14 protein-coding genes are annotated in these 12428 nt (G+C 75.6%); 8 read left to right on the top strand and 6 right to left on the bottom strand.

Features of this window, described 5'->3' with window-relative positions; genetic code table 11:
• Positions 1 to 31: 31 nt before the first annotated feature.
• A complete protein-coding gene (locus FHX78_RS04920; protein ID WP_145866239.1) occupies positions 32 to 1144 on the bottom strand; it encodes a baeRF2 domain-containing protein in 1113 nt (370 codons plus the stop codon).
• Positions 1145 to 1236: 92 nt separating this feature from the next.
• On the opposite strand from FHX78_RS04920, the gene FHX78_RS04915 reads away from it, so the two are divergent.
• Positions 1237 to 1494, top strand: a complete 258-nt coding sequence (locus FHX78_RS04915; protein WP_145866238.1) for a DUF6158 family protein — start codon at positions 1237 to 1239, stop codon at positions 1492 to 1494.
• 173 nt (positions 1495 to 1667) lie between these two features.
• Here the strand turns inward: FHX78_RS04915 and FHX78_RS04910 are convergent, their stop codons facing one another.
• The 3 genes from FHX78_RS04910 to FHX78_RS04900 are packed head-to-tail and all read right to left on the bottom strand — an operon-like array spanning position 1668 to position 3127.
• The gene (locus FHX78_RS04910) at positions 1668 to 2222 is read right to left on the bottom strand and encodes a type 1 glutamine amidotransferase domain-containing protein (protein ID WP_145866237.1); all 555 of its coding nucleotides are present in this window, start codon (positions 2220 to 2222) and stop codon (positions 1668 to 1670) included.
• A 7-nt stretch (positions 2223 to 2229) separates the two neighbouring features.
• Positions 2230 to 2694, bottom strand: coding sequence for a CBS domain-containing protein (locus FHX78_RS04905; protein ID WP_145866236.1), 465 nt, complete (start codon positions 2692 to 2694; stop codon positions 2230 to 2232).
• Between the two features lie 40 nt (positions 2695 to 2734).
• Positions 2735 to 3127, bottom strand: coding sequence for a DUF2795 domain-containing protein (locus FHX78_RS04900; RefSeq protein ID WP_145866235.1), 393 nt, complete (start codon positions 3125 to 3127; stop codon positions 2735 to 2737).
• A gap of 160 nt (positions 3128 to 3287) precedes the next feature.
• On the opposite strand from FHX78_RS04900, the gene FHX78_RS36680 reads away from it, so the two are divergent.
• The 5 genes from FHX78_RS36680 (at position 3288) to FHX78_RS04880 (ending at position 8270) form a co-directional block, all read left to right on the top strand.
• Entirely contained in the window at positions 3288 to 3428 is a 141-nt protein-coding gene (locus tag FHX78_RS36680) for a hypothetical protein (protein WP_167531684.1), read from the top strand.
• A 142-nt stretch (positions 3429 to 3570) separates the two neighbouring features.
• Positions 3571 to 4368, top strand: a complete 798-nt coding sequence (locus FHX78_RS04895; protein WP_145866234.1) for an RNA polymerase sigma factor SigF — start codon at positions 3571 to 3573, stop codon at positions 4366 to 4368.
• A 138-nt stretch (positions 4369 to 4506) separates the two neighbouring features.
• On the top strand, positions 4507 to 5268 hold the full coding sequence (locus tag FHX78_RS04890; protein ID WP_145866233.1) for a hypothetical protein: 762 nt from the start codon (positions 4507 to 4509) through the stop codon (positions 5266 to 5268).
• A gap of 156 nt (positions 5269 to 5424) precedes the next feature.
• Positions 5425 to 6672, top strand: coding sequence for an aminotransferase class I/II-fold pyridoxal phosphate-dependent enzyme (locus tag FHX78_RS04885; protein WP_145866232.1), 1248 nt, complete (start codon positions 5425 to 5427; stop codon positions 6670 to 6672).
• Positions 6673 to 7070: 398 nt separating this feature from the next.
• Positions 7071 to 8270 (top strand): MBL fold metallo-hydrolase, encoded by a 1200-nt coding sequence (locus tag FHX78_RS04880; protein WP_229924008.1) that lies wholly within the window; start codon positions 7071 to 7073, stop codon positions 8268 to 8270.
• A gap of 24 nt (positions 8271 to 8294) precedes the next feature.
• On the opposite strand, the gene FHX78_RS04875 is transcribed toward FHX78_RS04880, so the two are convergent.
• Positions 8295 to 8900: a DedA family protein gene (locus FHX78_RS04875; protein ID WP_145871649.1), complete on the bottom strand. Its 606-nt coding sequence runs from the start codon at positions 8898 to 8900 to the stop codon at positions 8295 to 8297.
• A gap of 65 nt (positions 8901 to 8965) precedes the next feature.
• A complete protein-coding gene (locus FHX78_RS04870) occupies positions 8966 to 9739 on the bottom strand; it encodes an MBL fold metallo-hydrolase (protein ID WP_167531683.1) in 774 nt (257 codons plus the stop codon).
• Between the two features lie 82 nt (positions 9740 to 9821).
• Between FHX78_RS04870 and FHX78_RS04865 the strand changes: the two genes are divergently transcribed.
• A complete protein-coding gene (locus FHX78_RS04865) occupies positions 9822 to 10223 on the top strand; it encodes a hypothetical protein (protein WP_145866230.1) in 402 nt (133 codons plus the stop codon).
• A 112-nt stretch (positions 10224 to 10335) separates the two neighbouring features.
• Positions 10336 to 12420: a phage holin family protein gene (locus tag FHX78_RS04860; RefSeq protein WP_189908626.1), complete on the top strand. Its 2085-nt coding sequence runs from the start codon at positions 10336 to 10338 to the stop codon at positions 12418 to 12420.
• Positions 12421 to 12428 lie beyond the last annotated feature (8 nt).

Below are 12428 nucleotides of genomic sequence, written 5' to 3'. Positions count from 1 at the left end.
ACCGGACAGGCCCTGGACGCGTGGCTCGCGCTCACTTCCAGCGCAGCAGCGCCCCCAGCCCGCCGACCGGTGCGTCCTGCGGCGTGTCCGGCGCGAGGCTCACCGCCAGCGCCGGCGCGTCCGTCGCGACCGCCGACCGGATCAGCGCGTCGTCCGCCCGCGCCGACCACGAGTTCTGCTCACCGAGCACCTTCAGGTCCGTACGCCGTACGGCCAGCTGGTCCGGGTCCTCGCCGATCCACACCTCGCGGTGCGCGTCCGGCCCGTCCGGCCGGATCAGCAGCTCGTCGATCCGGTGCTCGCGGGCGGCCTCGATCAGCGCGGGCACCCCCTCCACGGCGCCCGCCCGGCCCTCGTCGTCGGGGTCGCGGGCCGCGAGGAACCGTTCCAGTTCGGCGGCGGCACGCTCATGGATGTGGTCCGTGCGGATCCGCTCGACGTCCTCGTCGAGCAGCCGGCTGCCGGCGCCGCGCGAGGCCTCGACCACCAGGTCGTGCAGCCGCTGCGGGAGCCGCCGGCGCACGGAGCGCTGCTCGCGCTCCTCGCCCACGAGGATCAGCAGATCGGCCCCGGTCTCCTCCTGGCAGACCGCGAGCGCGTCGGCGATCTCCGCCGCGTTGTGCTCCCAGGTGTTCTCCACCCGCAGCTGGAAATGGCGCTCCGACCAGTCGACGGAACCGGTCCGGTGCAGGGGCCACTGGCGTCCGGTGACACCGCCGGCGTCGTCCCGGCCGAGCGCGCTGCGCAGCTCGAAGTCGGCGCCCCTGCGGTCGACGTAGGCGACGATGCACACGGGGTCCTCACCGGCCAGCTCCAGCAGCGGGGCGACCCTGGGCAGCGGCGCCCACCGCGCCCAGTCGCGCTGGGGGGAGCGGGCCAGCGGCGGATCCAGCACCACCTTGCCGTCCCGGGCGAACAGGGCACGGCCGTGCGGTTCCGTGGAGTGCCGCAGTTCCTCGAGCGCGCGTCGCACCGCCTGGCAGGTCGCCTCGTCCGCGCCCTGGTCGGCCAGCTCGCGGGCCATCGCCTGCGCCGTCAGCCGCCGCTCCTGGGGGGTGTGCTCCGTGTGCCGGGAGGTGTCGACGTAGACGGAGGCCCAGGGGCCGGGACGTTCGTAGAGTGGATGCAGGAAAGCGAGTTCCATGGCTCCCTCCCGGTTGCCGTTCGAGGTAGTGCCTGTGCCGGCCGGGCGGGTACCCGTACCGCAGAGACGCACACGACGAGCGGGGTACCACCATGACCGGAGTCGAGCCGAGCCGCCTGGACGACCAGCAGCTGATGAAGGAGCTGGAGACCATCCACCGCACGCGCCACGACACGCTGCTGTACGGCTCCAACGACGCGCTGCGGGCCCACAACGAGCGGATGGCGCAGCTGGAGGGCGAGTACCTGCGCCGCAACCCGCGCCGCCCGGTCGCCGCGGGCCGCACCCGTGAGGGAGCCCGCGAGCGGACCGCCGGGGACACCACGACACCCACGACTCCGGGCACCTGAACCCCCGCCACGGGCGGGCGAGGGTGCGGAGGGCTCGTCCGTGTACGCCGTCACCGGCGGGTGCTCCGGGAGGCGCGCACCACGAGCGGGTTCCGCGACACGCGGGAACGGGGCCCGCACGCGTGCCGGCCCCGTTCCCGGGCGCTGGCGTCCCGCACGGGACGCCCCTGGTGTCAGACCCCCTGCGAGGCCCCCTCCGCCGCGAACACGTCGAGGAACGTCTCGCAGAACGCCTTCAGGTCGTCCGGCTTGCGGCTGGTGACCAGCTTGTTCGGCCCGTGGTCGCAGACCTTCACCTGCTCGTCGACCCAGGTCCCGCCGGCGTTGCGGACGTCGGTCCGCAGACTGGGCCAGCTGGTCAGCTCCCGGCCCCGGACGACATCGGCCTCGATCAGGGTCCAGGAGGCGTGACAGATCGCGGCGACCGGACGGCCCCGGTCGAAGAAGTCCCGCACGAACGCGACGGCCTTCGCGTCCATGCGCAGGAAGTCCGGATTGGCCACCCCGCCCGGCAGCACCAGCCCGCCGAAGGAGTCCGCCGACGTCTCGCCGACGACCTCCTGCACGGGGAAGGTGTCCCCCTTGTCGAGGTGGTGGAACGCCTGGACGGTGCCCGGGCGCGTCGACACGAGCACGGGTTCGTGCCCGGCGTCCACGGCCGCCTTCCACGGCTCGGTCAGCTCCACCTGTTCGACGCCCTCGGGCGCGGTCAGAAATGCGATGCGCATGGTGGTCCTAGATCCCTTCGTCTGCTTTCGGCGGTTCGTGTCCGGCCACGCCGCCCACGTCCGGCTCCGCACGGCTGATGTCGGCCAGCGCCGAACCGGGGTCCCTTGCCTCGGCCAGGTCCCCGAGGGTCACCACTCCGACGGGCAGGCCGCCCTCGACCACGGGGACACGGCGTATCGCGTGCTCCCGCATCAGGGCGACGGCCGCGGACACCGGATCGTCCGGGGCGAGCGTCAGCGGGTCCGGGGTGCACACCGACCCGACGCTCACCCCGAGCGGGTCCGCGCCCTCGGCGACCGCACGGACGGTGATGTCGCGGTCGGTGAGCACACCGACGATCCGCTGTCCGTCGGCCACCACGACGTCACCGATGTTCTGGGCGCGCATCAACTGCGCCGCCTCGACGATCGAGGCGTCCGGACGCACGGCGACCACGCCCGGTGTCATCACGTCCTTGACGAACTCGGCCATGGTCAGGGCCTCCCTCGCCCTCCCTCGGAGAACCGGCCGGTCACGCGGTCCCGGTCTCCCGGGACCGGGTCAGTGCTTCGGCCAGCTCCTGGACGCTGCCGTAGCGGGCCTGGCGCGGCAGCCGCTCCAGTGCCTCGATGAGCTGGTCGGGCGCGTACCGCCGGTCCAGGGTGCGCATCAGCTCCCGCGGACCCGCGGGGAACGCCCCGCGGCCCAGGAACCTGGCCAGCTCCAGTCGTACGGACTCCAGTGACGTGGGGCCTCGACTCGGGGTCACCGGGCCGTACGCGACCTCGGGGTCGTCGTCGGCGTACGGCTCCGGGTCGTGCCACTCCTCGGTGCGGGTGGGGTGCCCGGACCTCAGCAGACCCTGCAGTTCGTGCTTCATCTCGTCGTCGCGGTGGACGCTGAGCCGGTCACTGCCTCGCTGCATGTCTCCCTCCAGATGCCTCGGGGGTGGGCACCGCGTACCCGGGGAGCGGGAGCCGACACCGGGTACCGGCGCCGGATCTCCCGCCGCCCGGGGTTTGGCCCCCGGACGGCGGGAGACCCGGTGCGGACGCCCCCCACGCGCCTCCTGGAAAGGACCGGCCATGGCGGTGCTCGCCGTGCTCATCCCCCCGCTCATGCTCGGCGTGATCCTGCTGCTGGGCCGCTACGAGGACCTGGTGTTACCGCCCCGGCCGCCCGGGACCGACCTGCCGGAATCCCGGCTGCGCAGTTTGGGGCAGTGATCCGGGGGCAGGCGCCCGTGCAGTGCTTCGGACAGGAGGCACGTCCGTGGGAGCGGCCTGACGCCGCCCCGGGCGCACCTGATCCCGACCGTGCGCCACCACGGTGACCGTCCGTCCCCGCCCGAGGGAGTTGCGACGCACCATGCCGACCCGAGCGACAGCGAAGCGCCACCCGCACGACGACGCCCCCGACACCACGGCCGCCTTCCGCAGGCTCGCGGCACTGCCCCCCGGCCCCGAGCGCGCCACGCTCCGAGACGAGATCGTCGAGGCCTGGCTGCCCATGGCCGACCGCCTCGCGGGCCGCTTCCGCAGCCGCGGCGAGAACCTGGACGACCTGCGCCAGGTCGCCGCCCTCGGCCTGGTGAAGGCGGTCGACCGGTTCGACCCCGGACTCGGCAACGCGTTCGAGAGCTACGCCGTGCCGACCATCACCGGTGAGATCAAGCGGCACTTCCGCGACCACATGTGGACCCTGCACGTACCGCGCCGGGTCCAGGAACTGCGCAACCGTGTGCGGTGTGCCGCGCAGGACCTGTCCCAGACTGTCTCCGGCCGCCGGCCGACCGTCACCGAGATCGCCGAGCACGCCCACCTGAGCGAGGAGGAGGTGCGCGCGGGGCAGGAGGCGCTGGAGAGCTTCTCCGCGCTGTCCCTGGACGCCGAGCTGCCCGGCAGCGACGACGGCCATTCGCTCGGCGACGCCCTCGGCGCACCCGATCCGGCGCTGGACACCGTGGTCGACCGCGAAGCCGTCAGGGAACGGCTGGCCGCCCTGCCGGAGCGCGAGAGGGCCATCCTCTACATGCGGTTCTTCGGCGACATGACCCAGAGCGGCATCGCCGAGGAACTGGGCATCTCGCAGATGCACGTCTCCCGGCTGATCAGCCGCTGCTGCGGCCGGGTGCGGGAGCAGGTCATGCGGGACGAGGAGGCGTAGCCGCCCTTCACCCGTACGGGCGTGTCCGGTCCCGCCAATGGTGTGCGACCGCGCGCGGCGGGGCGGAGCGCGGGCTGTGATGGCGGTGGGGCACGACCGACCGCCGTGCCCCCGCCGCCGCTCGAAGGAGCCCGTCCCATGCGCCGCACCGCCCGTGCCCTGTCCCTCGCCGCCGTCGCCGGTACCGTCCTCGGCGCCGCACTCGCACCGGCCGCGACCGCGGGAACCGTCCCGGGAGTCCGGCCCGCGTGGGGGAGCGCCTCCCCCTCGCCCTGCCCGGCGCCAAAGGGGCAGGGGTGGGAGGGGCACGGGACGAGGAGCACCGCACCGGGGGCCCCGGAGTCGGACGCCGCGGCGCCCGGGGCTCTCGAACCGCCGGGCACGGCCCTGGAAGAACTCGTTCCGGACGACACCGCCGTCCCCGACGGCGCCGAGGGCGAGATCCCCGCTCCCCAGGGAAGCGCACACGCCGCGGAACCGAGCGCCACGGCACCGAAGCGGACCGCCCCCCGGGACGACCCCGGTGCGACGGACAGCAGCGGGGTGCTGGACACCGAGGCGCTGGACACCGAAGGGCTGGACAGCCAGGCACTGGACACCGAGGCGCTGGGCAGCGGGCCGAAGGACTACGCGTCGAAGGACCACGTGCCGATGGGTTCCGAGCCGGAAGAAGCCGCGCCGGAGGAGACGGGACTGAAGGAACCCGCGCCGAAGGAACCCGGGCCGGAAGGCACCCACTGCGCCGACGCGCCCGTGCACCACGGTGTCCACGCGGGCGAGGGCGGTACCTTCACCGATTCCGTGCCCGCCCTGGCCGCCGGCGGCCTGCTGATCGCGGGCGCCCTCGGCGCCGCCGCGCACCGGCTGTACCGGGACCGGACCACCCGTACGGACGGCTGACGGCCACCGCCCTTCCCCGGCCACCGAGGCCGACGCCGTGGAACGCGCCCGGTTCCGGCACCCATGGCACGCGGCACGATGGGTACTGACTCGCCTGGAGCACGAGCGGGTGCCCGGCCCCGGCGCCGGGGCGCCACGGACTGCGCGGAGGTAGGGATGCGGCGGACGGACCCGGAAGGACACGGCCCGGTCCGCTTCGGGCCGTCCGTTCCCGAGGACGGGCTGCCCGTCCTGCCCGAGCTGTCCGCCGTACTGGCCGCGGCGGCCTCCCGCCCCGACGCCGAGCCGGTCGGCGGCGGCCCCGCGCTGCTGGACGCCGCGTGCGGCCACGGCGAGCGGCGCGGGCTGCCCGCCGCCCCCGACCGGATGGCCGTCGCCCCCGGTGCCCCCGCCCTGCTGGTGGCCCTCACCGCCGCCATCGGCGGCGACGTCCTGGTGCCCCGCCCCTGCGCCGCCTGGTGGGCCCCCTACGCACGCCTGCTCGGCCGGCCCGCCTTCCACGTGCCGACTCCGGCCGAGAGCGGCGGTGTCCCCGACCCGTACGCCCTGCTGGAGACCGTGCGCCGGCTGCGCGCCGAGGGCGGCGACCCGCGCCTGCTGGTGCTCTCCGTCGCCGACGACCCCACCGCCACGGTGGCCCCGCCGGAACTGCTGCACGAGACCCTCGAAGCCGCCGTCGGCGAAGGGCTGCACCTGGTCAGCGACGAGACCTGGCGCGACACCGTGCACGACCCGCACGACACCGTGCTGCTCAGCCCCGCCGAGATGCTGCCGGACCGGGTCACCGTCGTCACCGATCTGGCCGGCGCCCTGCTCCCGCCGGGCTGGCCGGCGGCGGTGGCCCGCTTCCCGGCGGGCGGGGACGCGTACGCGCTCCACGCGCGCGTGCTCGACGTGCTGACCGCCCTCGACGCGCGGATCGCCGCCCCCGTCGCCGCGGCGGCGGCGTACGCGCTGTCCGAACCGGAACCGGTCACCGCGCGCGTCGCCGGCACCGTGCGCCTGCACGCGCGCGTGGCCGCGGCCGCGCACCGCGCGGTCGTCGCCGCGGGCGCGCTGGCCCGGCCGCCGTCCTGCGGCCGGCACCTGTACGTGGACCTCACGCCCCTGGCGCCCGCGCTCGCCGGGCGGGACATCGGCGACGCCCAGGAACTGGAGGACTTCCTCACCGCCCGGCTCGGCATGCCCGCTCCGGGCGGACACCGCTTCGGCGACGACCTCGAGGCGCCGCGCGTGCGGCTGTGCACGGCCCCGCTGCTGGGCGACACCGCGGACGAGCGCGCGGAATGCTTGCGGTCACCCGCGCCCCTGGAACTGCCGCAGGTGCGGCGTGCCCTGCTCCGTCTGACATCGGTCTTCGACGATCTCCGCGACGACGCCCGACGATGGGAGTCCCCTCGATGACACAGCGGCCCGAGCCGGCCACGAGGCCGACGGCACCCGAGCCGGCCACGAGGCCGACGGCAAGCGAGCCGGCCGCCGGACCGAAGCCGCCGGAGCCGGCCGTCGGACCGAAGCCGCCGGAGCCGGCCGCCGGACCGAAGCCGCCGGATCCGGCCGTCGGACCGAAGCGGCCCCAGCCGGCCGCCGGACCGAAGCAGCCCGAGCCGGTGACGCCGGCCCCGGCTCGCGAGCCGGCCGGGAGTCCGACGCCGCCCGAGCCCCTCACGCGCACCCTCACACCCGAGCCCGCCACGAGCCCGACGCCGCCCCAGCCCCCCACGTGGACCACCGCCCCCGCCCCGCCCACGAGAGCGACCGCGCCCGACCCCGCGACGACGCCCGCCGCACCCGAACCTCCCGTGCGCACCACCCCATCCGCCCCGCCCCCGCGCACCACCCCCACGGGCCCGGTCGCCCCGGGCGGTGTTCACGCTCCGGCCCTCCGCTTCGCCGAGACGCGCGGCGCGCCGCTCGTCGCCGCCCCGGCCGTTCCTCCCCGCCCCGCACCCCCGTACCCCCCACTGGCAGAGCCCCGCCCGCTCGCCGAACGCCGGGTGTGGCCACGTACCTTCCACGACCGGCTGACCGCCCCGCTGCCCGGGCTGAAGGCCATGGCCCGTTTCGCCCGCGAGGGCGCCGTACGGCCCGGTCCGGACGGTCTCGCCGATGTGTCCCGGCTGCCCTACGCCCCCGCCCCGCTGCCCCGTGTGGACGCCCGCACGGTCGCCGTCACCTGGGCGGGGCACGCCAGTTGGGTCGTGCGGATCGGCGGGCTCACCGTGCTCACCGACCCGGTCTGGTCCCGCCGCATCCTCGGCACCCCGGCCCGCCTGACCTCGGTCGGCGTCGCCTGGGAGGCGCTGCCGCGCGTCGACGCGGTCGTCATCAGCCACAACCACTACGACCACCTCGACGCCCCCACCCTGCGCCGGCTCCCGCGCGACACCCCGGTGTTCGTGCCGGCCGGCCTCGCCCGCTGGTTCCAGCGCCGCCGGTTCACCCGGGTCACCGAACTCGACTGGTGGGAGGCCGCCGAACTGCGTCCGCGGGACGGCGCCCCGGCCGGGGGCGGCACCGGGCGACGGGCGGCGGTCCGTTTCGACTTCGTGCCGGCCCACCACTGGTCCAAGCGCAGCCTCACCGACACCTGCCGCTCCCTGTGGGGCGGCTGGGTGCTCACCGACCCCGAGGGGCAGCGGGTGTACTTCGCCGGCGACACCGGCTACGGCCACTGGTTCTCCCGCATCGGCCGCCGCTACCCGGGCATCGACCTCGCCCTGCTGCCCATCGGCGCCTACGACCCCCGCTGGTGGCTGGCCGACGTCCACTGCGACCCGGAGGAGGCGGTGCGCGCCGCCGAGGACCTCGGCGCGCGCCGCATGGCGCCCATGCACTGGGGCACGTTCGTCCTCTCCGCCGAACCCGTCCTGGAACCGCTCACGCGCGTGCGCGCCGCCTGGGACAAGGCGGGGATGCCCCGCGAGGACCTGTGGGACCTGCCGGTGGGGGCCTCCCGCGTCCTGGAGCGACCGGCGGAACCTCCCGCGTCCTCGGAGTGACCGGCGGGGAAGGGGGGCGCCGTGTCACCCCGCCGTCGTCCCCCGCATCCGCCGCCACACGCTCGGGGCCACGCTGATCAGCACGGTCAGCACGACCGCCGCGAGCACGCCCTCCCACGGCTCCTTGAACAGCGAACCGCCGAGCACCCCGATCAACTGGTAGGTCACCGCCCACGCCAGACAGGCCGGCAGATTGCCGCGCACGAAGCGGCGCAGCGGCCACTTCGCGAGCAGACAGGCCAGCATCACCGGCAGCCGCCCGGCCGGCATCAGCCGGGACAGCACCAGCACCGCCACCCCGTGGTCGGCGAGCTTGCGCTGCGCCTGCGCCAGCCGGTCCTCCGGCGCCCGCGCCCGGATCGCCTCCAGCCAGCGCGAGCCGTTGCGCGACTTCATGCCGCGCCGCCCCAGCCAGTACAGCGCCACGTCTCCGAGGAACGCGGCCAGCGACGCCGTCACGAACACCAGTGCCATCGAGAACGGCGCCGTCCGGTGGAAGGCCACCACCGCCGCCGAACTCACCAGCGCGCCCGTCGGCACGACCGGCACCAGCGCCCCGATCAGCACCAGCAGGAACAGCGAGGGATAGCCGATCGCCTGCTGGGTGGACTCCGGCGCCACGGCCGGCACGAGCGCCGGCCCGGCCGCCGACGAAAGCCAGGCGTCGGCCGCCCGGCCCAGAGCGGCGGGCGGGATCACCGCGTGACCTCCAGGCGCACGCGCTCCCCGTGCCCGAGCCGGTGCACCCTCACGCCGGGCGCGTGCCGGGCCGCCAGCCGCTCGAACTCGTGGCCCGGCGCGTGGAATTCGTGCGGGCGCACGGCGTCCATCCCGATCGGCCAGTACGTGCCGTAGTGCACCGGCACCGCGCTGGACGCCCCCAGCCGGGCCAGCGCCTCCGCCGCCCGCCCCGCGTCCAGATGTCCCTCGCCGAGGTAAGGGCCCCAGCCGCCCACCGGGAGCAGCGCCACGTCGACCGGCCCGACCTCCTTGGCCATCGTGTCGAACAGGCCGGTGTCCCCGGCGAAGTACGTCCGCGCCTCACCCTCCACGACGTAGCCGAGGGCGGGGGAGCGGTGCGGTCCGAGCGGCAGCCGCCGCCCGTCGTGCCGCGCGGGCACCGCCCGTACGACCAGGCCCCCGACCGTCGTCACATCGCCGGGCGCCACCTCGGTCACACCGAGGTGCGTGAGCCGGCGCAGCCCCGGCACCGCCCAGGGTGCGCCCCGGGGCACGAGCAGGCGGGTGCCCGGGGCGAGCCGGGCCAGCGACGGCACGTGCAGGTGGTCCGCGTGCAGATGGGACACCAGGGCCACGTCCGCGCGCCGGGACTCGGCCGGCGGCACCGCGCCCCGCCGGCGCCGCAGATGCGCGAGCCGGCGGGCGAACAGGGGGTCGGTGAGCACACGGACGTGCGAGTCCTCGACCGTGCAAGTGGCGTGACCCCACCAGGTGATCTCCACCGGCACTTCCCCGCCTCCTTCGCGCGACTCCCCGAAGCCTACGTGCAGGAGTAGGGTCGGCGACGAAACCGGAGGTGAGGGGGACGCCATGGGGCCGGTGCGGGTGACGGCGATCGCGAGTCTGACGCCGCTGGTGGAACTGGACACCGACCCCTTCCTGGTGGACGCCCGCAGCCAGTACGCCATGTGCGCCCGCTGGGCCGCCGAACACGGCTACGTGGTGGCCAGGGAACTCCTCGTCCGGGGGCTGCGCCCCGACCACGGCATGCTGTGGGAGGGCGTGCGGCCCGGCGCCGACCTGTTCGTGGCGCCCAGCCTGCGGGTGCTGGAGCGCGCCCTGTCCTCCGTCGAGGAGTTCACCGCCCAGTGCGCGCGGCGCGGGGCGCGCGTGGAGGTGGTGGGCCGCGCCGAACCGTCGTACGACGCGGAGATGAAGGCGTGCGTGCACCGCAGGCTGTCCATGCCGACCGCCGGCTACGACGGCCGCTGAACCCCGGTGACCCGCGCGAGCGGGGACAAAACACCTCTACCGGTCGTTGTGGCAGGGTGGGTACGGGCTAGGGGCCGTCCGTCACGGTGACGGACGGGCCGGGACGCGAGGTGTGCGGGGCGTGCGTGGCGAGCGTTGGCGACGGGTCGCCAGTCAGGTCGGGCGGAGTGTCGCCGTATGGGTGGTCTCCACGCTCACGATGCTGCTGCTCGCCGGGATCCTCCCGGACTTCCGGCTGCGTTCGGCGGACGGCGACAGCGCCACCGACATCGCGGTCACCGGGGCCCTCGGCGCCGGCGCCTTCGGCCTGCTGTCCGCGCTGGTCTGGCCACTGTTGGTGCGGCTGCTGCTGCTCGTACCGGCGCTCGTCCTCGGGCTGCTGGTGTTCTTCCTCAACGGCGCGCTGCTGTGGCTGGCCCTGCGCGTCAACCCGGTCGAACGGGGCGCCGCCGCACCGGAGACGGCGGTCGTCGTCGCCGCGGTCATGTCCGCCGTCGCCTCCGCCACCGGCGCCGCCCTCGCGGTCCGCGACGACGACGCCTACCGCCGCCGCCTCTACCGCCTCGCCGACCGCAGACGCCGCACCACCCCGCCCTGCCCGCCGACCCCCGGCACCGTCTTCCTGCAACTTGACGGCGTCGGCCACGACATGCTGGTGGACGCCGTCGGCAAGGGGCTGATGCCCACGATCGCCCGCTGGCTCGGCACCGGCAGCGGCGGCGACCGCCCCACCCACCGCCTCACCCCCTGGCGCACCGACTGGTCCAGCCAGACCGGCGCCAGCCAGCTCGGCATCCTGCACGGCAGCAACCACGACGTGCCCGCCTTCCGCTGGTACGAGAAGGCCCGCCGCGAGGTGATGGTGTGCAACCGGCCCACCAGCGCCGCCGAACTCCAGGCCCGCGCCATCGAGTACTCCGGGCACGCCGGGCTCCTCGCCCACGACGGCGCCAGCCGCGGCAACCTCTTCAGCGGCGGCGCCGGCGAACAGGCCCTGGTCCTGTCCATCGCCACCCGCCGCCGCGGCCCCGCGGCCCGCTCCCGCGCGGGCTACTTCGCGTACTTCTCCGACCCCGCCAACGCCGTGCGCACCGCCCTGTCCTTCATCGCCGAGGTGGGCCGCGAGATCGGCCAGTCCACCCGGGCCCGGCTGCGCAAGCAGCGCCCGCGCGTGTCGCGCGGCGGGCTCTACCCGTTCGTCCGCGCCTTCGCCACCGTCGTCGAACGGGACGTGGTGGTCGCCGCCGTGATGGGCGACGTACTGGCCGGCCGCACCGCCGTCTACGCCGACCTGGTGGCCTACGACGAGGTCGCCCACCACTCCGGGCCGGCGAGCAGGGACACCGAGAAGGTCCTCCAGCGCCTGGACCGCGCCCTCGCCCTCATCGAGAACGTCACCGAGCACGCCCCCCGCCCCTACCGGATCGTCGTCCTGTCCGACCACGGGCAGAGCCCCGGCGAGACCTTCCGCTCCCGCTACGGCCTGACCCTGGGCGACCTGGTGCGGGCCGGCTGCGGACTGCCCGTGCCGCGCCGCGCCCGGCGCACCCACAGCGGCGCCGAGGCCCGCGCCGCCGTCCGGGCCGCGCTGCGCCGCCCCGTCGAGGAGGGCTCCGAGCACTACCGGCCCACCCGCGGCTCGGAACCCGTCGTGCTGGCCTCCGGCAACCTCGGCCTGGTCTCCTTCCCGGACGTGCCGCACCGGATGACCAAGGAGGAGATCGACGCCCGCCACCCCGCCCTCCTGCCGACCCTCGCCAACCACCCCGGCATCGGCTTCCTCCTGGTCCGCAGCGAACGCCACGGCGGGGTCGTCCTCGGCGCGTACGGCGCCGAGATCCCGCTGGACGAGCTCGACGGCACCCCGGGGCCGCTCGCCGCGTTCGGGCCCGGCGCCGCCGACGTGGTGCGCCGCACCCACACCTTCCCGCACACCGCCGACATCATGGTCAACTCCTTCCACGACCCGGCCGACGGCGAGGTCCTCGCCTTCGAGGAGCAGATCGGCTCCCACGGCGGCCTCGGCGGCGCCCAGTCCCGCCCCTTCCTGCTGTCCCCGCTCGCACTGTCCGCGCCGGCCGCCGACGGGGCGGAGCCGGCCGGGGCCGAGCAGATCCACCAGGTGCTGCGCCGCTGGCTGACCGAGTCCGACGAGGCGGAGCTGCCGACGGCCCCCGACCGGGAACGCGCGGCCTGACCCCCTGC

Source organism: Streptomyces capillispiralis (genome assembly GCF_007829875.1).
Lineage (GTDB): Bacteria > Actinomycetota > Actinomycetes > Streptomycetales > Streptomycetaceae > Streptomyces > Streptomyces capillispiralis.
This window is presented reverse-complemented; position numbering and strand designations above follow the sequence as displayed.

Coding starts and splice junctions, on each gene's coding strand:
- FHX78_RS04920 (WP_145866239.1), bottom strand. CDS start 1,144: ATGGAACTCGCTTTCCTGCATCCACTCTACGAACGTCCCGGCCCCTGG.
- FHX78_RS04915 (WP_145866238.1), top strand. CDS start 1,237: ATGACCGGAGTCGAGCCGAGCCGCCTGGACGACCAGCAGCTGATGAAG.
- FHX78_RS04910 (WP_145866237.1), bottom strand. CDS start 2,222: ATGCGCATCGCATTTCTGACCGCGCCCGAGGGCGTCGAACAGGTGGAG.
- FHX78_RS04905 (WP_145866236.1), bottom strand. CDS start 2,694: ATGGCCGAGTTCGTCAAGGACGTGATGACACCGGGCGTGGTCGCCGTG.
- FHX78_RS04900 (WP_145866235.1), bottom strand. CDS start 3,127: ATGCAGCGAGGCAGTGACCGGCTCAGCGTCCACCGCGACGACGAGATG.
- FHX78_RS36680 (WP_167531684.1), top strand. CDS start 3,288: ATGGCGGTGCTCGCCGTGCTCATCCCCCCGCTCATGCTCGGCGTGATC.
- FHX78_RS04895 (WP_145866234.1), top strand. CDS start 3,571: ATGCCGACCCGAGCGACAGCGAAGCGCCACCCGCACGACGACGCCCCC.
- FHX78_RS04890 (WP_145866233.1), top strand. CDS start 4,507: ATGCGCCGCACCGCCCGTGCCCTGTCCCTCGCCGCCGTCGCCGGTACC.
- FHX78_RS04885 (WP_145866232.1), top strand. CDS start 5,425: ATGCGGCGGACGGACCCGGAAGGACACGGCCCGGTCCGCTTCGGGCCG.
- FHX78_RS04865 (WP_145866230.1), top strand. CDS start 9,822: ATGGGGCCGGTGCGGGTGACGGCGATCGCGAGTCTGACGCCGCTGGTG.